Origin of the sequence: Variovorax paradoxus (genome assembly GCA_016806145.1) — a bacterium.
Taxonomy (GTDB): Bacteria; Pseudomonadota; Gammaproteobacteria; order Burkholderiales; family Burkholderiaceae_C; genus Variovorax.
Genome location: CP063166.1, coordinates 4,922,939 through 4,946,206, shown reverse-complemented (window position 1 = coordinate 4,946,206; position 23,268 = coordinate 4,922,939). Strand labels below are relative to the sequence as shown.

Annotated in this window: 2 protein-coding genes and 3 pseudogenes; all 5 read left to right on the top strand. The window is 74.2% G+C overall.

From position 1 onward, the window contains the following. The first annotated feature begins 45 nt into the window (after positions 1–45). On the top strand, positions 46–3,363 hold the full coding sequence (locus tag INQ48_23040) for an amino acid adenylation domain-containing protein (GenBank protein QRF56219.1): 3,318 nt from the start codon (positions 46–48) through the stop codon (positions 3,361–3,363). Further along, a complete protein-coding gene (locus INQ48_23035; GenBank protein QRF56218.1) occupies positions 3,363–15,572 on the top strand; it encodes an amino acid adenylation domain-containing protein in 12,210 nt (4,069 codons plus the stop codon). Before INQ48_23040 ends, INQ48_23035 begins: the two co-directional genes overlap by 1 nt. Positions 15,573–16,902: 1,330 nt before the next feature. Further along, a pseudogene (locus INQ48_23030) lies at positions 16,903–18,627 on the top strand (amino acid adenylation domain-containing protein). A gap of 204 nt (positions 18,628–18,831) precedes the next feature. Continuing rightward, positions 18,832–20,283, top strand: a pseudogene (locus INQ48_23025) (non-ribosomal peptide synthetase). Between the two features lie 1,230 nt (positions 20,284–21,513). Next, a pseudogene (locus tag INQ48_23020) lies at positions 21,514–23,124 on the top strand (amino acid adenylation domain-containing protein). Positions 23,125–23,268 lie beyond the last annotated feature (144 nt).

Sequence of the window (23,268 nt, the reverse complement as noted above, 5' to 3'; positions counted from 1 at the left end):
CCACGCGGGTCGCGCGTATCGCGCAGACCGAATCTTCCTCACCCCATGTCCACATCCCGAAAACTGTCCGATCGACGCGCCGGCCTCACGCCGGCGCAGCAAGCCCTGCTGGCGAGCCGCCTGAAGGGGCTGCCGGCATCCGAAGCGCGCGAGCCGGCGCTGGTCCCGAGCACCGATGCCGCGGACCGCGCGACGCTGTCCTTCGCGCAGCGCCGCCAGTGGTTCCTCTGGAGGCTCGACCCCGCCAGCACCGCCTATCACATCGCCGAAGGATTGCGCCTCGAGGGCGCGCTCGATGTCGATGCGCTCAGGCTGGCGTTCCAGGCGCTGGTGGCGCGCCACGAGTCGCTGCGCACGGTGTTCAGGGCCGGCGATGACGGGCTGGCCGAGCAGGTGGTGCTGCCCGCTCTCGTGCTGGAGATTCCGCTCGTCGACCTGAGCGGCGCCCCCGAGGCGCTGCGCGCCGGGCTGGCCGGCGAGGCGGCGCGCGGCGTGAGCCGGGAGCCTTTCGATCTGCTGCGCGGCCCGCTGCTGCGCGTGAGCGTGATCCGCGAGAGCGAACAGGCGCACGTGCTGATGGTGGTGATGCACCACATCGTGTCGGACGGCTGGTCGATGCAGATCCTGGTCGACGAGTTCGTGGCGCAGTACGGCGCCATCGCCAGGGGCGACGGCGCGCCCCGGCTGCCGCCGCTGCCGGTGCAGTACGCCGACTACGCCGCCTGGCAGCGTCGCTGGCTGGAAGCGGGCGAGCGCGAGCGGCAGCTCGCCTATTGGCGCGAGCAGCTGGGCACCGAGCAGCCGGTGCTGCAACTTCCGGTCGACCGCCCGAGAAAGTCCGAAGGCGGTTATCTCGCGGCCAGCCATGCCGTCGAACTGCCGGCCGCGCTGGCGCAGGCGCTGCGGCGCCAGACGCAGGAGCGCGGCACCACGCCGTTCATGCTGCTGCTCGCGGCCTTCCAGGCGCTGCTGCACCGCTACACCGGGCAGGAGGACATCCGCGTGGGCGTGCCGGTGGCCAACCGCAACCGGTCCGAGACCGAGGGCGTGATCGGCTTCTTCGTCAACACGCAGGTGCTGCGCGCGCGGGTCCATGACCGCCTGCCGTTCGCCCGCTTGCTTGAGAGTGTGCGCGAGGCGGCGCTCGGCGCGCAGGCGCACCAGGACCTGCCTTTCGAGCAGCTGGTCGAAGCCCTGCAGCCCGAGCGCAGCATGGGCCATTCGCCGCTGTTCCAGGTGATGTTCAACTACCTGCGCGGCGGCTACGAAGCATTGCGCGCGCTTCCTGGACTGCGGATGGAGGGCTGCCCGCTCGGCGACAAGGCCGCGCAGTTCGAGCTGACGCTCACGGCCATCGAGGATTCGGAGGGCGGGATCAAGGCCGTCTTCGGCTACGCGCGCGAGCTGTTCGAGGCCGGCACCGTCGCGCGCATGGCGGGGCACTATCTGGCACTGCTGCAGGCGCTGGCCGATGCGCCCGGGCAGGCGGTGGGCGACGTGGCGCTGCACGACGAGCCGGCGCCCCCCGGGGTGCCGCGGCAGGGTCTGAACGCGCTGCGCTTCGCCAATGCGCAGCCCGTGCACCGGCTGATCGAGCAGCAGGTCCGTTCGAATCCCGAGGCCGTGGCATTGGTGTGCGGCACGGCGTCGCTGACCTACGCGCAACTGAACGAGCGCGCCAACCGGCTCGCGCACCGGCTGATCGCCTCGGGCGCGGGGCCCGGGACCCAGGTCGGCATCGTGATGGAGCGCGATGCCGGCATGGTGGCGAGCGTCCTGGCCGTGCTCAAGTCGGGCGCGGCGTACGTGCCGCTGGACCCGGAGCATCCGCGGGACAGGCTGGCCTACATGGCGAACGACAGCGGCCTGTCGCTGCTGTTGACGCAGGACAGCCTGAGGGCGCGCATCGCGGCCGACGCGGCCTTGCGCGTGCTGGCTGTCGACGCGCTCGACCTGTCGGGCGAGCCGGTGCACGACCCCGACGTGCCGCTGCATGCCGAGCACCTGGCGTACGTGATCTACACCTCGGGCTCGACGGGCAAGCCCAAGGGGGTGATGGTGCGCCACGAGGCGCTGTCGCACTTCATCCTGAGCATGCAGCAGGCGCCGGGGCTGGGCAGCGACGACGTGCTGGTGGCGGTGACCTCGCTGTCCTTCGACATCGCGGCGCTGGAGCTGTACCTGCCGCTGAGCCGTGGCGCGCGCATCGTGCTGGCGTCGCAGGCAACGGTGCGCGACGGGCGCGCGCTGGCGCGGCTGGTGGAGGACAGCGGCGCGACGGTGGTGCAGTCGACGCCCGCGGGCTGGCGGCTGCTGCGCGCGGCGGGCTGGCCGTCGGCGCCCTTGCGCGGGTTCAAGGGCCTGTGCGGCGGCGAGGCGCTGCAGTCCGACCTGGCCGATGACCTGCACGGTCTGGGCGTCGAACTCTGGAACATGTACGGCCCGACGGAGACCACGATCTGGTCGAGCGCGCAGCGGGTGGCGCAGGGTCATCCCGGCATCGGCGAAGCCATCGCCGCGACGCAACTGCGCGTGCTGGACGCCGGGCTGCGGGCGGTGCCGCGCGGCGTGGCGGGCGAGCTCTACATCGGCGGCGTGGGGCTGGCGCGCGGCTATCTGGGGCGCCCGGGGCTGAGCGCGGAGCGCTTCCTGGCCGATCCGTTCGGCGCGCGCGGGGAGCGGCTGTACCGCACGGGCGACATGGTGCGCTGGAGCGCGGACGGGCGGCTGCAGTACCTGGGGCGCGTGGACCACCAGATCAAGATCCGGGGCTTCCGCATCGAGCTCGGGGAGATCGAGGAGCAGCTGCTGGCGCAGCCCGGGGTGCGCGAGGCCGTGGTGGTGGCGAAGGAGGGCGCGGGCGGTGCGCGGCTGCTGGCCTACGTGTCGCCACGGTCCGGCCAGGACCTGGACGCCGCCGGCCTGCGAATGCAGCTGGCTCGGGCGCTGCCCGAATACATGGTGCCTGCGACCATTGCCGTGCTGCCGGCGCTGCCGCTGAATGTGAATGGCAAGGTCGATCGCAAGCAGCTGCCCGAGCTGGCACAGGGCGCGCAACAGGCCTACGAAGCACCGCAAGGCGAGGTGGAGCAGGCGCTCGCGGCCATCTGGGCGCAGGTGCTGGACGTGGAGCGCGTGGGGCGGCACGACAGCTTCTTCGACCTCGGCGGCCACTCGCTGCTCGCCATCCAGCTCGTGGCCCGAGCCCAGTCCTCGATGCGCGCCGACATCGCCATCCAGGACGTATTCCGCCATCCGGTCCTCAAGGACATGGCATCGCGCGCCGCGGCGGCGACGCAGGGCGGGACCGACGACGCGCTGTCGTCCGTCGACGCATTCATAGACAGCCTGGGAGAAGTTTGATGAACGGCACGATGACCCGACGCATCGCGGAGCGCTTCGCGCACCTGTCCGCGCCACAGCGTCGCGCGGTGTTCCAGAAGATCCGCGCCGAGGGCCTGAGCATCGGGCAGTTCCCGATCGTCGCGAGCGATGTCGCGCCGGGAACGCCCGAGCCGCTGTCGTATGCGCAGCGCCGCCAGTGGTTCCTCTGGAAGCTCGATGCCGCGAGCACGGCCTATCACATCGCCGGCGGCCTGCGCCTGCGCGGCGCGCTCGACCTCGACGCGCTGGCTTCGGCCTTCGAGGCACTGGTCGCGCGCCATGCCGCGCTGCGCACGGTGTTCGTGCCCACCGAGGACGGCCTGGCCGAGCAGGTGACGCTGCCGGCCGCGGCGCTGGAGATCCCGCTGGTCGACCTGGGCACGGCCGAGGCCTCGCGGCGCGAGGCGCTGGCCGCGGAGGCCGCGAACCGGGTGAACGCCTTGCCTTTCGATCTGACGCGGGGACCGCTGCTGCGCGCGAGCGTGATCCGGCTGGCCGCGGACGAGCACGTGCTGGTGGTGGTGATGCACCACATCGTCTCCGACGGCTGGTCGATGCGGGTCCTGGTGAACGAATGCATGGCGCTGTACGGCGCCCGCGTGGAGGGGCGCGAGGCCGCGCTGCCGGCCCTGCCGGTCCGCTACACCGACTACGCGGCCTGGCAGCAGCACTGGATGGAGGCCGGCGAGCGCGAGCGGCAACTGGCCTACTGGCGCGCGCAGCTGGGCGACGCACAGCCGGTGCTGCAGCTGCCGAACGACCATCCGCGCAAGGCCGAGGGCGGCTATCTGGCGGCGCAGCACGCGCTGGCGGTTCCGCCGGCGCTGGCGGCACGGCTGCAACAGGGTGCGCAGGCCCAGGGCGCCACGCTCTTCATGGCGCTGCTGGCGGCCTTCCAGGTGCTGCTGCACCGGCACACGGGGCAGGAGGACATCCGCGTCGGCGTGCCGGTGGCCAACCGCCACCGCGCCGAGACCGAGGGCGTGGTGGGCTTCTTCGCCAACACCCAGGTGCTGCGCGGCCATGTCGGCGCGCGCATGCCGATGCGCGAGGTGCTCGCGCAGGCCGTGCAGGCGGCACTCGGCGCGCAGGCGCACCAGGACCTGCCGTTCGAGCAGCTGGTCGAGGCGCTGCAGCCCGAGCGCAGCATGGGCCACAGCCCGCTGTTCCAGGTCATGATGAATTTCCAGCACCAGGACCGTCAGGCCCTGCGTCCGGCGGCCGCTCTCTCGGCGCGGGACTACGCGCTGGGCGAGCAGGCCGCGCAGTTCGAACTGAGCCTCAATGCCGTGCAGGACGAGACCGGCGCGATCCGACTGGCGTTCGTCTATGCGCGGGAGCTGTTCGAGGCGCGGACGATCGAGCGGCTGTCGGGTCACTACATGGCGCTGCTGGAGGCGCTGGCGCAGGCGCCGGAGCAGGCGGTGGGCGACGTTTTGCTGTACGGGCGCGAGGAGGGCGATGCGCTGCTGCGCGACGGGGTCAACGGACAGCGCTTCGCGGCCGTGGAGCCGGTGCACCGGCTCATCGAGCGCCAGGCGGCGCGGCGCCCCGACGCGGTGGCGCTGGTGTTCGGCGATGTGTCGCTGAGCTACGCGCAACTGAACGAGCGCGCCAACCGGCTCGCGCACCGGCTGATGGCGCTGGGCGTGGGACCGCAGGCCCGGGTGGGGATCGCGGTGCCGCGCGGCGTGGACATGGTGGTGGGCGTGCTCGCGATCCTGAAGGCGGGAGCGGCCTACCTGCCGCTGGACCCGGAGTACCCGCGCGAGCGGCTGGACTACATGGTGCGCGACAGCGGGGTGTCGCTGCTGCTGGTGGAGGCCGACGAAGGCGCTGGAGCGCAGCGGCTGGGTGACGTGGCGGTGCTCGCGCTGCGGGGGCTCGACCTCGCGGGCGAGCCGGTGCACGACCCCGACGTGCCGCTGCATGCCGAGCACCTGGCGTACGTGATCTACACCTCGGGCTCGACGGGCAAGCCCAAGGGGGTGATGGTGCGTCACGAGGCGCTGTCGCACTTCATCCTGAGCATGCAGCAGGCGCCGGGGCTGGGCAGCGACGACGTGCTGGTGGCGGTGACCTCGCTGTCCTTCGACATCGCGGCGCTGGAGCTGTACCTGCCGCTGAGCCGTGGCGCGCGCATCGTGCTGGCGTCGCAGGCAACGGTGCGCGACGGGCGCGCGCTGGCGCGGCTGGTGGAGGACAGCGGCGCGACCGTGGTGCAGTCGACGCCCGCGGGCTGGCGGCTGCTGCGCGCGGCAGGCTGGCCGTCGGCGCCGTTGCGCGGGTTCAAGGGCCTGTGCGGCGGCGAGGCGCTGCAGTCCGACCTGGCCGATGACCTGCACGGCCTGGGCGTCGAACTCTGGAACATGTACGGCCCGACGGAGACCACGATCTGGTCGAGCGCGCAGCGCGTGGCGCAGGGTCATCCCGGCATCGGCGAAGCCATCGCCGCGACGCAGCTGCGCGTGCTCGACGCCGGGCTGCGGGCGGTGCCGCGCGGCGTGGCGGGCGAGCTCTACATCGGCGGCGTGGGGCTGGCGCGCGGCTATCTGGGGCGCCCGGGGCTGAGCGCGGAGCGCTTCCTGGCCGATCCGTTCGGCGCGCGGGGGGAGCGGCTGTACCGCACGGGCGACATGGTGCGCTGGAGCGCGGACGGGCGGCTGCAGTACCTGGGGCGCGTGGACCACCAGATCAAGATCCGGGGCTTCCGCATCGAGCTCGGGGAGATCGAGGAGCAGCTGCTGGCGCAGCCCGGGGTGCGCGAGGCCGTGGTGGTGGCGAAGGAGGGCGCGGGCGGTGCGCGGCTGGTGGGGTACGTGTCGGCGCAGGCGCAGGTGGGCGAGCCGGGGCTGGACCCGGCGCGGCTGCGCGAGCGGCTGGGGCGGGTGCTGCCGGAGTACATGGTGCCCGGGGCGCTGGTGGTGCTGGAGCGCTTGCCGCTGAACATGAACGGCAAGGTGGACCGCAAGCAGTTGCCGCAGCCCGAGCAGGACGCGCAGCAGGCGTACGAGGCGCCGCAGGGGGAGGCGGAGCAGGCGCTGGCGACCATCTGGGCGCAGGTGCTGGACGTGGAGCGCGTGGGGCGCCACGACAGCTTCTTCGACCTCGGCGGCCACTCGCTGCTCGCCATCCGGATGGTCGAGCGCGTGCTGCGCGAGGGCTGGCACCTCGAGGTGCGCAGCGTGTTCCAGAAGCCCCGGCTGTCCGACCTGGCCCAGGCGCTGGTGTCCGCGGCCGAGGCGCCGGCGCCGGTCCCCGACTCGGCGGGCCGCATTCCCGAGGGCTGCGCGGCCATCGAGCCCGGCATGCTCCCGCTGATCGGGCTGACGCCGGGCCAGTTGCGACGCATCGAGGCCGAGGTGCCGGGCGGTGCCGCCAACATCCAGGACATCTATCCGCTCGCGCCGCTGCAGGAGGGGATCCTGTTCCACCACCTGATGCAGGCCGAGGGCGATGTCTACGTCAATGCCTTCCTGCTGGCCTTCGACGGCGAGGCGCGGCTCGCGGATTTCGTCGCGAGCCTGAACGAGGTGATCGCGCGCCACGACATCCTGCGCACCGCCGTGCTGTGGGAGGACCTGCCCGAGCCCTTGCAGGTGGTCCACCGCCGCGCCGGGGTGGCCCTGGAGTGGCTCGACGCGGCGCCCGGCGAGGACGTCGCCGCGCTGCTGCAGGCCCACGTGGCGCCCGCGCGCTACCGCATCGACGTGCGCCGCGCGCCGATGCTGCGCGCCATCGCCGCGCACGACCGGGCGAACGGGCGCTGGCTGCTGCAGCTGCCCAGCCATCACCTGGTGCTCGACCATGCCTCCATCGAAGTGCTCGTGGAGGAGATCGCGCTGGTGATGCGCGGCCGGCACGACGCGCTCTCCGCCCCCATGCCCTTCCACCGTTTCGTCGCGCAGGCGCGCCGGGGCGCGGGACCGGCCGAGGCGCAGGCCTTCTTCGACGCCATGCTCGGCGACGTGACCGAGCCCACCGCGCCCTTCGACCTGCTCGATGTGCGCGGCGACGGCAGCGCGCTGGTCGAGGCCCGGCTGCGGCTCGACGCCGGTCTCGCGGATGGATTGCGCCGGCAGGCCCGGCGCGCGGGCGTGGGGGCCGCGACCCTGTTCCACCTGGCGTGGGCCCTGGTGCTGGCCAGGACGACGGGCCGCGACGACGTGGTGTTCGGCACCGTGCTGTCCGGTCGAACGCGCGCCGGCGAGGGCGGCGCGCGGGCGCTCGGCATGTTCATCAACACGCTGCCGCTGCGCGTGCGACTGGGGCGGCTCGGCGCGGCCGCCTGCCTGCGCGAGACGCATGCCGCGCTCACCGGGCTGCTGCACCACGAGCACACGCCCCTGACGCTGGCGCAGCGATGCAGCGGGCTGCCCAAGGGCACGCCACTGTTCGCGGCGCTGATCAACTACCTGCACATCGCGAACCGCGAGGACGACCAAGCCCACGACGCCGCCTGGGAAGGTGTCGAGCACCTCGCGTTCAGGCAGGCGTCGAACTATCCGTTCGCGCTGGCGGTGAACGACCGCGCCGACGGCTTCGAGCTGATCGTGCAGGTCGATGCGGCGGTCGACGCGCGCGGCCTCTGCGACCGCATGCAGCGCGCGCTGCGCCATGTCCACGACGCATTGGCGTCGGGCGCGACGCGGCCGCTGATCGATGCCGAGCTGCTGGCGCCGGCCGAGCGCGAACGGCTCGGCGCCTGGGGCACCAACGCGCCGGCCTGGTTCGACGGCGAGCCGGTGCACCGGCTGGTCGAGCGCCAGGCCGCGCTGCGGCCCGACGCGACCGCCCTGATCTTCGGCGCGCGGCAACTGAGCTATGCCGCGCTGAACGCGCGCGCCAACAGGCTCGCGCACCGGCTGATCGCGCTGGGCGTGCAGCCCGAGTCGAGGGTCGGCCTCGCGGTACGGCGTTCGGCCGACATGGTGGTCGCGCTGCTCGCGATCCTGAAGGCGGGCGGCGCCTACGTTCCGCTCGACCCGACCTATCCGCCCGAGCGCCTGGCGTACATGGTCGAGGACAGCGGCATCGGATGGCTGCTGAGCGACGGCGAGGCGGGGCGGCGGATCGCCGCGCCGCGCACGCTCGCGCTCGACACGCTCGACCTCGACGCGGGGCCCGCGCACGACCCCGGCGTGCCGGTGCACGCCGCCCACCTGGCCTATGTGATCTACACCTCGGGTTCCACCGGCAAGCCCAAGGGCGTGGCCGTGGCGCACGGACCGTTGTCGATGCACGTGCGGTCCATCGGCGAGGCCTACGGCATGACGCCGCAGGACCGCGAGCTGCAGTTCGCCTCCATCAGCTTCGACGGCGCGCACGAACGCACCTGGGTGCCGCTGGCCTTCGGCAGCGCGCTGATGCCGCGCGACGAGGAGGTCTGGTCGGTGGAACGCACCTGCGCCGAGATCGAGCGGCACGGCATCACCATCGCCTGCTTCACGCCGAGCTACCTGCACCAGATCGCGGAACTCGTGGGCGAGGCGGCCAGCCGGCTGCCGATCCGTTCCTACACCGTGGGTGGCGAAGCCATGCCGCGCACCAGTCTCGAGCTGGTGCAATCGGTGCTGCGGCCGCCGCGGATCATCAACGGCTACGGTCCGACCGAGACGGTCATCACGCCGATGATCGCCAAGGCCGGGCCCGGCACCGCGTTCGACGCGGCCTACATGCCGATCGGGCGGCTGGTCGGCGACCGCACCGCCTACGTGCTCGATGCGCGGCTGTCGCTGGTGCCCGAGGGCGTGGCGGGCGAGCTCTACCTGGGCGGACACGGCCTCGCGCGCGGCTACCTGAACCGGCCGGGCCTGAGCGCGGAGCGCTTCGTGGCCGACCCCTTCGGCGCGCCCGGCGGCCGGCTCTACCGCACCGGCGACCTGGTGCGCTGGGGCACCGACGGCCAGATGGAGTACCTGGGACGCATCGACCACCAGGTGAAGATCCGCGGCTTCCGCATCGAGCTCGGCGAGGTCGAGGCGCAACTGCTCGCGCAGCCCGAGGTGCAGGAGGCCGTGGTCGTGGCGCGCAAGGGCGCGAGCGGCTCGCGGCTCGTGGGCTACGTGTCGCCGCTGCCCGGCGAACGCATCGACGCGCAGGCGCTGCGCGAGCGCCTGGGCCGGGTGCTGCCCGACTACATGGTGCCGGCCGCGCTCGTCGTCCTCGAGGCGCTGCCGCTGAACGGCGCCGGCAAGGTCGACCGCGCGGCGCTGCCGGCGCCGAGTTTCGCCGGCGCCGACGCGCACGAGGCCGCGCAGGGCGAGGTCGAGCGGATACTCGCGGGCCTCTGGGTGGCGGTGCTCGGCCTGCCGCGGGTCGGGCGCAACGACAACTTCTTCGAGCTCGGCGGCGACTCGATCCTGAGCCTGCAGATCGTCGCGCGCGCGCGCCAGGCGGGCTGGAAGATCACGCCGCGCCAGCTGTTCGAGCGGCAGACCGTGGCGCAGCTCGCGCTCGTCGCCGAGCCGGCCGAGGTGGCGCTTCACGGCGCCGACGCGCTGGCCGAGGGCGAGGTGCCGCTGCTGCCGATCCAGTCGGCCTTCTTCGCGCAGCAGATGCCTTCGCGCCACTGGAACCAGGCCGTGCTGCTGCGAAGCCGCGACCCGCTGGCGCCGGCGGCGCTCGAACGCGCGCTGGCCGCGCTGCTGCGCCAGCACGACAGCCTGCGCCTGCGCTACGCGCGCGGCGAGGACGGCATCTGGCGCCAGGCCTACGCGCCCCTGGCTGCGTGCGAGGCGCAGCCCCTGCTGTGGGTGAGGCAGGCGCGCGACGCCGCGCAGATCGAGCGGCTGTGCGACGAAGCGCAGCGCAGCCTCGACATCGAACGGGGCCCGCTGCTGCGCGTGCTGGCCATCGAGGTCGGCGACGGCAGCTGGCGCCTGCTGCTGGCGATCCACCACCTGGTGGTCGACGGGGTCTCGTGGCGCATCCTGCTCGAGGACCTGCAGGCCGCCTACGCGCAGTGCCGCGCCGGTCAGGCCGTGTCGCTGCCGCCGAAGACCAGCAGCTACAAGGACATGGCGCTCGCTCTGCGGGCCCACGCCGCCGCGCATGACGGCGCGCCGGACTTCTGGCGGGCGCTGGAGGCCACGCCGTTCGCGTTGCCCTGTGCCCGCCCGGAGGCGGACAACCGCACGGCCGACCTGGAGAGCGTGGTGCTGCAGCTCGACCGGGCACGCACGCAGGCGCTGCTGAAGGACGCACCGGCCGCCTATCGCACGCAGGTCAACGATCTGCTGCTGACGGCGCTGGGCCGCGCGCTGTGCGCCTGGGGCGGGCACGAGTCGATCCTGATCGACCTCGAGGGCCACGGCCGCGAGGACCTGTTCGAGGGCATCGACCTGTCGCGCAGCGTGGGCTGGTTCACCAGCCTGTTCCCGGTCGCGCTGCACCCGCTCGGCGAGCCCGGCGCGGCCATCGCGCGCGTGAAGGAGGACCTGCGCCGGATCCCGGACAAGGGACTGGGCTTCGGCGTCTTCCGGCACATGGGCACCGAAGCGCAGCGGCAGGCGCTGCGGGCGGTGCCGCGGGCGCAGGTCGTCTTCAACTACCTCGGGCAGTTCGACGGCAGCTTCGAGGAGGGCGCGCCGTGGATGCCGGCCGAGGAATCGGCCGGCGCCCTGGTCGATGAGCAGGTGCCGCTGACGCACGAGTTCGCGGTGAATGGCCAGGTGTACGAGGGCGAGCTGAGGCTGAGGGTGAGCTACAGCCGCGCGCGCCACGATGCGCAGGCGGTGTGCGCCTGGGTGGGTGCGTTCCAGCGCGAGCTGGAAGGGCTGATCGCGCACTGCACGAGCGGCGCGCAGGGCATGACGCCCTCGGACTTCCCGCTGGCGCGGCTGGCGCAGTCGGAGCTCGATGCGCTGGGGCTGCGGGCGTCGCGGGTGGAGGACCTGTACCCGCTGTCGCCGATGCAGGCGGGGATGCTGTTCCACAGCCTGTACGAGCGCGAGGGCAGCGCGTACGTGACGCAGCTGCGGGTGGACGTGCAGGGGCTGGAGGTGGAGCGTTTCCGCCAGGCGTGGCAGGCGGTGCTGGAGCGCCACGAGATCCTGCGCACGGGCTTCCTCGCGCAGGGGGAGCGGCCGCTGCAGTGGGTGGCGCGGCAGGCGCAGGTGCCGCTGCGGGTGGAGGACGGCCGGCGCTGGGAGGACATGGCGGGCGGTCTGGATGCGCTGGCGCGCGAGGAGCTGGAGCGCGGCTTCGATCTGGCGCAGCCGCCGCTGCTGCGGCTGGTGCTGGTGCGCACGGGCGCGCAGGCGCATCACCTGGTGTGGACCAACCACCACCTGCTGCTCGACGGATGGAGCGCGAGCCAGCTCATGGGCGACGTGCTCACGCACTACGCGGGGCTGCGGCCCGAGGCGGCCGGCCGCTACCGCGACTACATCGGCTGGCTCGACGCGCGCGACGCGCGGGCCGACGCGGATTTCTGGCGCCGCGAGCTGTCGCGGCTCGAGGCCCCGACGCTGCTGGCCGAGGCCCTGCCCGCCGTGGCCGCCGACGCCGTGCCCTACCGCCATCACCGCGTGGCGCTCGATGCGGCCGGCACCGCGGCGCTGGTGGAATTCGCGCGCGCGCAGCGCGTCACGCTCAACACGCTGGTGCAGGCCGCCTGGGCGCTGCTGCTGAGCCGCCATACCGGCCAGCGCCACGTGGTCTTCGGCGCGACCGTGGCCGGCCGTCCCGCGGACCTGCCGCAGTCGCAGCGCACGCTGGGCCTGTTCATCAACACGCTGCCCACGGCGGTGGAGGTGCCCGCCGCCCTGCCGGTCGGCGACTGGCTGCGTGGCATCCTCGCGCGCGGCCTGGCGGCCCGCGAGCACGAGCACGCGGCGCTCAACGACATCCAGCGCTGGGCCGGGCAGGGGGGGCAGTCGCTGTTCGACAGCATCGTCGTGTTCGAGAGCTATCCCGTCGACGAGGCGCTGCGCCGGGCCGGTGCGCCGGGTGGGGCGGTCTTCGGCGAGGCGGCGGTGCGCGAGGAGACGCACTACGGGCTCACCGTGGCCGTGCACCAGGGCGAGGTGCTCTCGTTCAAGTTCGGCCATGCCACGCGCAGCTTCGATGCCGGGCGCATCGCCGAGCTGTCCGACCAGCTGCTGCGGCTGCTGGCCGCGCTCGCGCGGTCCGCGGCACGGCCCGTGGGCGCGCTGGACCTGCTCGAGCCGCAGGCCGCGCAGCGGCTGCTGGGCGCAGGGCGAGGGCGGCGACCCCGCACCCGCGGCGGCCCGCCTGCTGCCTTCGCTGCTCGCGCGCCTGGCGGCGCAGCAGCCCGATGCGCCGGCGGTGTGCTGCGGCGAGACCGCATGGACGCGCGACGGCCTGCAGCGGCGCGCCAACCGGATCGCCCAGGCACTGATCGCCGGCGGCGTGGGGCGCGGCGAACGCGTGGGCATCGCGCTGCGGCGCTCGGCCGACATGCTGGCCGGCCTGCTGGCGATCTGGAAGGCGGGTGCGGCCTACGTGCCGCTGGACCCCGCGTATCCCGCCGACCGGCTGGCGCGGATCGCGGCCGACAGCGGCATCTCCGTGCTGCTGGGCCGTGCCGACGATGCGAAGGTCGCGGCCTGGCCGGCCGGCGTGCGGCTGCTCGACCTCGACGACGCGGCCGTGGCGGGCGCGTCCGACGCGGCGCCCGCGCTGCCGCTGCATGCCGAGGACCTGGCCTACGTGATCTACACCTCGGGCTCGACCGGCGTGCCCAAGGGCGTGGCGGTGTCGCATGGCGCGCTCGCGATGCACATCGCGGCCGTCGGGCCGCGCTTCGGCTTGCGCGACGACGATCGCTGCCTGCTGGCGGCCTCGATCAACTTCGACGCCGCGGGCTCGCAATGGATGGCGCCGCTGGCGGCGGGCGCGTCGGTGGTGGTGCTGCGCGAGCACGAATGGGCGCTCGACGAGATGGCGCGGCTGATCGCCGAGCGGCAGGTCAGCGTCGTGCACTTCCCGCCGGCCTACCTGCGCGAGCTGGCGCAGGCCCACGCGGGCGGTCGATTGCCGCTGCGCGTGTGCATCGCGGGCGGCGAGGCGCTGCCGGCCGAGGACATCGCGCTCGTGTTCGATGCCTTCAGGCCGCAATGGCTGGCCAATTCCTACGGCCCGACCGAGGCGGTCGTGAGCCCCTGCGTCTGGCGCTGCGATCGCGCGGACGCGGCGTCGGGCGCCTATGCGCCCATCGGACGGCCCGTGGGTGCGCGCCGCGTGCGCGTGCTCGACGCCGATCTGCGCCCGGTGCCGCCGGGCGCGGTCGGCGAGCTCTACATCGGCGGCACCGGCCTGGCGCGCGGCTACCTCGAACGCCCGGCGCTGACGGCGGAACGCTACGTGGCCGATCCCTTCGGCCAGGCCGGGGAGCGGCTCTACCGCAGCGGCGACCTGGTGCGCTGGCGCGCCGACGGCGAGCTCGAGTACATCGGCCGCGCCGATTTCCAGATCAAGGTGCGCGGCTTCCGCATCGAACCCGGCGAGATCGAGTTCGCGCTGCTGGCGCAGGCCGGCGTGCGCGAGGCCGTCGCGCTGGCGCAGGGCGAGGCCGGGCGCAACCGGCTCGTGGCCTACGTCGGCCTGGAGCCGCTCACCGAGGTGCAGGCCGACGCGCTGCGCGCGGCGCTGGCGCTGCGCCTGCCCGAGTACATGGTGCCGGCGGCGATCGCACTGCTGCCGCGCCTGCCGCGCACGGTCAACGGCAAGGTCGACCGACGCGCGCTGCCGCCCATCGCAGCCGCCGTCGCGGCGAACGCGCAGCCGCCCGAAGGCGAGGTGGAGCTGGCGCTCGCGGCGGCCTGGAGCGAGGTGCTGCGGCAGCCTCAGCCGGGTCGGCACGACAACTTCTTCGAGCTCGGCGGCGACTCGATCCTGAGCCTGCAGATCGTGGCGCGGCTGCGCCGCGCGGGCTGGCAGGTGTCGCCGCGGCAGCTCTTCGAGGCCCAGACCATCGCGCAGCTCGCACCGCACTGCGTGCCGCTGCGGGAGGGCGCCGCGTCCGGGCGGGAGCGCCCGCTGCCGAGCGGCCCGGTCCCGCTGCTGCCGATCCAGGCGGACTTCCTCGCGCGCGAGGTGCCCGGCTGGCACTGGAACCAGTCGGTGCTGCTGCACGCGGCGCAGCCGCTGGACCTGCCGGCGCTGCGGCGCTCGCTCGCGGCGCTGATCGCACGGCACGATGCCTTGCGGCTGCGCTATGCGCGCGCTGCCGACGGCCGCTGGACGCAAGACCATGCGACGCTCGATGCGCGGGCACTCGACGAATCGCTGTGGCTGCGGCAGGCGCACGACGCGGCCGGCATCACGGCGATCTGCCAGCAGGCGCAGCGCAGCCTCGACATCGAGGCGGGGCCGCTGCTGCGCGCCGTGGCCATCGAGGTGGCCGACGGCAGCGCGCGGCTCCTGCTGGCGATCCATCACCTGGTGGTCGACGGCGTGTCGTGGCGCGTGCTGCTGCAGGACCTGGACGAGGCCTACGGGCAGGCGCTGGCCGGCCAGTCGCCGGTGCTCGCGCCGCGCGGCGGCAGCTACCAGGACTGGGCGCTCGCGCTCGAGCGGCATGCGCCGGAGCGCGCCGGCGAACTCGCGCACTGGCTCGCCCAGCGCGCGGCGCCGGCGCTGGCCTGCGCGAACCCGCGGGGCCCGGCCACGCAGCGCGAGCGCGACAGCGTCGAGGTCCGGCTCGGGCGCGAGCTCACGCAGGCGCTGCTGCAGCGCGCGCCCGCGGCCTATCGCAGCCAGGTCAACGACCTGCTGCTGACCGCGCTGGCGCGCGCGCTGTGCGAGGCGGGCGGCGTCCCGCGCGTGGCGATCGATCTCGAGGGCCATGGCCGCGAGGACCTGTTCGACGACATCGACCTGTCGCGCACCGTGGGCTGGTTCACCACCGTCTACCCCGTGCTGCTGGAGCCCGCGGGCGGTCCGGGCGAGGCCTTGCAGCGCGTCAAGGAGACCCTGCGCGCGGTGCCCGGCCGCGGGCTGGGCCATGGCCTGCTGAAGACGATGGGAACGCCCGCGCAGCGCGAGGCGCTGCGCGCCGGCGCGCGGCCGCAGGTGCTGTTCAATTACCTGGGCCAGTTCGACGGCAGCTTCGGCGAGCAGGCGCGCTGGAGGCCGGCGGCCGAGCCGGCCGGCGACGAGGTGCATCCCGACGCGGCGCTGACGCACGAGTTCGCGGTGAACGGCCAGGTGTACGAGGGTGAGCTGCGGCTGAGGGTGAGTTACAGCCGCGCGCGCCACGATGCGCAGGCGGTGCGCGCCTGGGTGGGTGCGTTCCAGCGCGAGCTGGAAGGGCTGATCGCGCACTGCACGAGCGGCGCGCAGGGCATGACGCCCTCGGACTTCCCGCTGGCGCGGCTGGCGCAGGCGGAGCTCGATGCGCTGGGGCTGCGGGCGTCGCGGGTGGAGGACCTGTACCCGCTGTCGCCGATGCAGGCGGGGATGCTGTTCCACAGCCTGTACGAGCGCGAGGGCAGCGCGTACGTGACGCAGCTGCGGGTGGACGTGCAGGGGCTGGAGGTGGAGCGTTTCCGCCAGGCGTGGCAGGCGGTGCTGGAGCGCCACGAGATCCTGCGCACGGGCTTCCTCGCTCAGGGGGAGCGGCCGCTGCAGTGGGTGGCGCGGCAGGCGCAGGTGCCGCTGCGGGTGGAGGACGGCCGGCGCTGGGAGGACATGGCGGGCGGTCTGGATGCGCTGGCGCGCGAGGAGCTGGAGCGCGGCTTCGATCTGGCGCAGCCGCCGCTGCTGCGGCTGGTGCTGGTGCGCACGGGCGCGCAGGCGCATCACCTGGTGTGGACCAACCACCACCTGCTGCTCGACGGATGGAGCAAGACGCAGCTGATCGGCGAGGTGTTGACCGTCTACGGCGGCCGCGCGCTGCCGGCGCGCACGGGGCGCTACCGCGACTACATCCAGTGGCTCGGCGGACGCGACGCGCAGGCCAGCCTGGCCTACTGGCGCGAGCGGCTGGCCGTGCTCGACGAACCCACGCGCATCGGCCATGCCGTGCCGCGCGAGCTGCCGCCGGCGGCGCGCCGGGGGCAGCGCCAGACGGTGCTCGACGAGGCGCGCACGCAGCGCCTGCAGGCGGTCGCGCGGCATGCGCGCGTGACGCTCAACACGCTGCTGCAGGCGGCCTGGGCGCTGGCGCTGAATCGCCATTCGGGCCAGCGCGACCTGGTCTTCGGCGTCACCGTCGCGGGGCGGCCGATGAGCCTGCCGGGCGCCGAGCAGATGCTGGGCCTGTTCATCAACACGCTGCCCGTGGTCGCTCGATGCGCGCCGGGCCAGGCGCTGTGGGACTGGCTGCGCGAGCTGCAGGCGCAGAACGCCGCGTCGCGCGAGCACGAGCGCACGCCGCTCAACGAGATCCAGCGCGCCGGCCCCGACGGCGCCGGCACCCTGTTCGACACCATCCTGGTGTTCGAGAACTACCCGGTCGACGAGGCGCTGCGCCAGGGCGCGCCCGACGGCCTGCACTTCGGCCCGCTCGAAGGCGAGGGCGGCAGCCACTATCCGCTGACCCTGCGCGTGATGGTCGGCGCCTCGCTCACGCTCGACTACCTGGCCGACCTGGCCTGGATCGACGCATCGCGCGTCGAATCGATGGCGCGCGAGGTCGATGCCTTCCTCGCGGCCTTCGTCGACCTGCATGCGACGCAGGCCGGCGCGCGTGCGCTGCTGGCCGATGTCGCCGGCGCGCCCGGTGCGCCGGCCCTGGAGACCGCCGCGCTGGCCGGTGGCCCGGCCGACGTGGTGGCGCTCTGGCGTAAACGGGCGCTGGCGCAGCCGCGCGAAGGCGGCGCGCAGGATCCGGTCGGCAGGCTGGACCAGGGCCGGCTCGACGCGGCCAGCGACCGGCTGGCCGCCGCGCTGCGGCAGGCCGGTGTCGGGCCCGAGGTGCGCGTGGCGATCCATGCCGAGCGCGGCGTGCCGTTCGTGCTGGCCGTGCTGGCCGTGCTCAAGGCCGGCGGCGCCTATGTGCCGCTCGATCCGGCCTTGCCGGCGCAGCGGCTGGCCTACCAGCTGCGCGACAGCGCGGCGGTCCTGCTGCTGGCGGCCGGGCCGCTGGACTGGGAGGCCGGCGTCCCGGTGTGGCCCCTGCATGGCTGGCCGCTGCGCGACGACGCGCTGCCGGGCTTCGGCACGCCGCATGCCGGCGCCGATGCCGCGCTCGCGGCGCCGCCGCTGCAGCCGCAACAGGCGGCCTACCTGGTCTACACCTCGGGCTCCACCGGCCAGCCCAAGGGCGTGGTCGTCACGCGCGCGGCGCTGGCCAACTACGTGCAGGCACTGCTGGCGCGGCTCGAGCTGCCGCAGCGCCCGGGCAGCATGGCGATGGTGTCGACCGTGGCGGCGGACCTGGGCAACACCGTGCTGTTCGGCGCGCTCTGCGGCGGGCATCTGCTGCATCTGGTCGGCGCGCGCGAGGCCTTCGACCCGGACGCCTTCGCCGCCACGTTGCGCGCGCAGCGCGTCGACGTGCTCAAGATCGTCCCGAGCCACCTGCAGGCACTGCTGTCGGCGGCCGATCCCGCGGGCGCCTTGCCCGAGCGCTGCCTGATCCTCGGCGGCGAGGCCACGGGCCGCGCGCTGCTCGAGCGCGTGGCCGCGCTGCGGCCGGGACTGCGCGTGCTCAACCACTACGGCCCGACCGAGACCACGGTCGGCATCCTCACGCAGCCGGCCGCGCAGGCCGATGCGGCGCAGGAGACGCTGCCGATCGGCGTGCCGCTGGCCGGCAACTCGGCCCACGTGCTCGACGAGCGGCTCGAGCCGGTGCCCCCGGGCGTGGCCGGCGAGCTCTACCTGGGCGGCGCGCAGCTCGCGCGCGGCTACCAGGGGCGGCCGGGCCAGACCGCGGAGCGCTTCGTGGCGCATCCGCGGCAGCCGGGCCAGCGGCTCTACCGCAGCGGCGACCGCGTGCGCCAGCTCGACGACGGCAGCCTGCTGTTCCTCGGCCGGCTGGACGACCAGGTCAAGGTGCGCGGCTATCGCGTCGAGCTCGACGAGATCGCGCGCGTGCTGCGCGGGTGCGCCGACGTGGCCGATGCCGCGGTGGTCGCGCGCGCGGGCGACGGCGGCCGGCTGCAGCTGCACGGTTACGCGGTGCGCGCCGCGGGCGTCACGCTCGATGCGGCGGACCTGCGCGCCGCGCTGGCGCGCGCGCTGCCCGACTACATGGTGCCGGCCACGCTGACCGTGCTCGACGCGCTGCCGCTGACCGCCAACGGCAAGCTCGACCGGCGCGCGCTGCCGCAGGCGCAGGCCCGGCCCGAGGCCTCCTACGAGGCGCCCGTGGGCCCGGTGGAGGAGACGCTCGCGAGCGTCTGGGCCGCGCTGCTCAAGGCCCCGCGCGTGGGCCGGCACGACAACTTCTTCGAGCTCGGCGGCGACTCCATCCTCACGCTGCAGATCGTGGCGCGCGCGCGCCGCCAGGGCCTGGTCGTCACGCCGCGGCAGATGATGCAGGCCCAGACCGTGGCCGCGCTGGCGCAGACGATGAGCGACGCGCCTGCCGAAGCGACTGCGCAGGCCGAGCCGCTCGACCCCGCGCAGCCGTTCGCGCTCTCGCCGATCCAGTCGTGGTTCTTCGAGCAGCGCTTCGAGGCGTCCCACCACTGGAACCAGTCGCTGATGCTGGCCGGCGAGGACGATATCGATGCGCGCCGGCTGGAGCGCGCGATCGCGCGCCTGGTCGCGCACCACGGTGCGCTGCGACTGCGCTTCACGCGCGCCGACGAGGGCTGGCAGCAGCAGGCCGCGGCGCCGGGCGGTGCCGCGCCGATCGACTTCCTCGACCTGAGCGCGGCCGTCGACCCGCAGGCGGCGCTGGCGCAGGCCGTCGAGCGCCTGCAGCGCGGCCTGAGCCTCGAGCAGCCATTCCGGGCCGCTTCGATCGACCTGGGCAGCGCGGGCTCGCGGCTGCTTCTTGCGGCCCATCACCTGGTGGTCGACACCGTGTCGTGGCGCATCCTGCTCGAGGACCTCGAGGCCTGCTATGTGCAGGCACGGGACGAGGACGCGCACGCCGACCCGCTGCCGCGGAGCGCGAGCTGGCAGGCGTGGGTGGCGCAGCTGCGTTCCCATGCCGACAGCCCGGCGCTGCTCGCGCAGTTGCCCTACTGGCGCGCGCTGTGCGGCAGCGGCGAACCCGACCTGCCCGGCAACGCGCAGGGGTCCAACACCGTGGCCGATGCCGAGGTGGCGACGCTCGAGTTCGACGCCGCGTTCACGCGCCGGCTGGTGGTCGACGCGGCGCGCCAGGCCCGGGTGCGCATCGACGAGCTGCTGCTGACCGCGCTGGCGCAGACCCTGTGCCGCTGGACCGGCCGCGACAGCGTGCTGGTCGAGCTCGAGGGCCACGGGCGCGAGGACATCGGCGATCTCGACCTGAGCCGCAGCGTCGGCTGGTTCACCTCGCTGTATCCGCAGCGGCTGGCCGCCGGCGGCGAGAACCTCGACGCCGACCTGAAGTCGGTGCTCGGCCAGTTGCGCGCCGTGCCCGGCAAGGGGCTGGGCTACGGCGTGCTGCGCCACATGCATGACCAGGGGGCGGTGCTGTCGCAGGCCTCGTACCCGCAGGTCAAGTTCAACTACCTGGGCCAGTTCGACGAGCGCACCGGCGCGCAGGCGGCCTGGCGCATGGCCGACGAGAGCGCGGGCACGCAGCGCGCGCCGGGCAGCCGGCGCCGCGCCTGGCTGGACGTGGGCGCGCGCGTCTACCAGGGACGGCTGTCGCTGCAGTGGACCTACAGCCGCCACATCCACGCGGGCCGCGACATCGAGGCGCTGCTGGCCGGCATGCGCGAGCGCCTGGAGGCGCTGCTGCAGCACTGCCTGTCGGGCGCCATCGCGCTGACGCCCGCCGACTTCCCGCTCGCGGGCCTGAGCCAGGCCGGCCTCGACGCGCTGCCGGTGCCGCTGGCCGAGACGGCCGACCTGTACCCGCTCGGGCCGATGCAGCGCGGGCTGCTCTATCACAGCATGCTCGACGACGCCGGCACCGCCTACGTCAACCAGCTGCGCGTGGACATCGAAGGCCTGGACGAGCAGCGCTTCGCCGAGGCCTGGCACGCGACCGCCGAACGCCATCCGATCCTGCGCACGGGCTTCGTGCAGGACGACGCGCAGCCGCTGCAGTGGGTGGCGCGCCAGGTGGCGCTGCCGTTCGAGCGGCTCGACTGGCGCGGTCGCGCCGACCTCGCGCAGGCACTCGATGCGTATGCGCAGGCCCAGCACCGCGCGTTCGACCTGAGCCGTCCGCCGCTGCTGCGGCTGGCGCTGATCCGCAGCGGCGAGCGCAGCCATCATTTCGTCTGGACCCGCCACCACCTGCTGCTCGACGGCTGGGGCACGTCGCAGCTGCTGGGCGAGGTGCTCGCGCGCTACCACGGCGCGCAGCCCACGCCGGCGCCGCGCCCCTATCGCGACTACATCGCCTGGCTCGGCGGCCGCGACGCGGCGGCGCACGAGCGCTACTGGCGCGCGGAAATGGCGCGCCTGCCCGAACCCACGCGGCTGGCCGACGCCTTGCGCCGCCCGCTCGGCGAGACCGGGCACGGCGCGGTGCACGCGCGGCTCGACGCGACGCAGACCGCGGCGCTGGTGGCCGCGGCGCGGCGCGAGCGCGTGACGCCCAACACGCTGGTGCAGGGCGCCTGGGCGCTCGCGCTGTCCGCGGTCACGGGCCAGCGCACGGTGGTGTTCGGCGCGACCGTCGCCGGTCGTCCGGCCGAACTCGCGGGCGCCGATCGCATGCTCGGCCTGTTCATCAACACCTTGCCGGTGGTGGTGGAGGCCGATCCCGAGACCGGCGTGGGCGCCTGGCTGCGCGCGCTGCAGGAACGCAACCTGGTGGCGCGCGAGCACGAGCACACGCCGCTGCACGAGATCCAGCGCTGGGCGGGGCATGGCGGGGAGGGGTTGTTCGACAGCATCGTGGTGTTCGAGAACTACCCGGTCGACGCCACCCTGGCCGAGCACCGCGAGCGCTCGCTGCGCTTCGACAACGTGCGCACGCACGACGTGACCACCTACCCGATGGACGTCGAGGTCCACCTGGCGGAGCAGCTGTCGGTGAAGCTGATCCACCGGCGCGACATGCTGCGCCAGGACGACGTGCAGCGCCTGAGCCGCAGCTTCATGCACCTGCTGCGGCAACTGGCGCGGGACGGCCAGCGGCCGCTGCGCTCGCTGGAGCTGGTCGACGAGGCCGAGCTTGCCGCGCTGCGGTCGATGGCGCAGGGCGTGGGCGTGGCGCCGCATTCGCTCGCGATCCACGAACTGATCGCGGCCCAGGCGGCGCTGCAGCCATCGGCCGACGCGCTGCGCGTGGCGGACCGGGTGCTGAGCTGCGCCGAACTCGACGCGGCCGCCAACCGGCTCGCGCACCGCCTGATCGCCGCGGGCGCGCGCGCCGAGACGCGGATCGGCGTCGCGCTGCGCCGCTCGGAACACAGCATCGTCGCCTTCCTGGCGGTGCTCAAGGCCGGCGCGGCCTACGTGCCGCTGGACCCGGCCAATCCAGAGGAACGCAATGCCTACATCGTGGCCGACAGCGCGCTCGGCCTGGTGCTGACGCAGGCGGCACTGGCGGACCGGCTGCCGGCCTCGGTGCCGCAACTGTGCGTCGACCAGCTCGACCTGCGCGAGATGCCGGCGCACGCGCCGCGCGTGGCGGTGCATCCGGCGCAGATCGCCTATGTGATCTACACCTCGGGCTCGACCGGCAGGCCCAAGGGCGTGGCGGTGGCGCACGGCCCGCTGGCCATGCACTGCCAGGCGGTGGCGGACATCTACGGCATGCGCGCGCGGTCGTGCGAGCTGCATTTCATGTCCTTCTCGTTCGACGGCGCGCACGAGCGCTGGCTGACCGCGCTGAGCATCGGCGCCGCGCTCGCGCTGCGCGACGACGAGCTGTGGGAGGCACCGCGCACCCTGGAGGCGCTCGAGCGCCACCGCGCGACCAACGCCGCCTTCCCGCCGGCCTACCTGGCGCAGCTGGCCGAGTGCGCCGAGACGCAGGGCACGGCGCCGCCGGTGGAGCTCTACGTGTTCGGCGGCGAGGCCATGCCGCGCGAAGCCTACGAGCGGGTGCGCGCGCACCTGCGGCCGCGGCTGCTGATCAACGGCTACGGCCCGACCGAGACGGTGGTCACGCCGCTGATCTGGAAGGCGCAGGCCGGCGAGAGCTTCGACTGCGCCTATGCGCCGATCGGCCAGCCGGTGGGGCGACGCCAGGCCTATGTGCTCGATGCCGCGCTGCGGCTGCTGCCGCGCGGCGTGGTCGGCGAGCTCTACATCGGCGGCGAGGGGCTGGCGCGCGGCTACCAGGGCCAGGGCGGCATGACCGCCGAGCGCTACGTGGCCGACCCGTACGACGCGGCCGGCGGGCGCCTGTACCGCACCGGCGACCTGGTGCGCTGGCGCGAGGACGGCCAGCTCGAGTACGTGGGGCGGCAGGACCACCAGGTGAAGATCCGCGGCTTCCGCATCGAGCTCGGCGAGATCGAGGCGCGGCTGCGGAGCCTGCCCGGCGTGGCCGATGCGGTGGTCGCCGCGGTCGAGGCCGGCGCTGGGCGGCAGCTGGCGGCCTACGTGGTGCCCGCCGCCGGCGAGGACGCCGAGGCGCTCGCGGCGCGCGTCAGGCCCGGGCTGGCCGAGAGCCTGCCCGACTACATGGTGCCCACGCACGTGATTCCCATGGAGGCGCTGCCGCGCCTGATCAGCGGCAAGCTCGACCGCAACGCGCTGCCCGCGCCCGATGCGCGCGCGACGCGGCACTGGGTGGCTCCCTCCACGCCCGAGGCCGCCGCGGTGGCGGCGGTGTGGCAGCAGGTGCTGGGCGTGCCGCGCGTCGGCGAGACCGACAACTTCTTCGAGCTCGGCGGCGATTCG

Excerpts from the sequence above, each read along its gene's own strand:
- INQ48_23040 (QRF56219.1), top strand. The coding sequence starts at position 46 with ATGTCCACATCCCGAAAACTGTCCGATCGACGCGCCGGCCTCACGCCG.
- INQ48_23035 (QRF56218.1), top strand. The coding sequence starts at position 3,363 with ATGAACGGCACGATGACCCGACGCATCGCGGAGCGCTTCGCGCACCTG.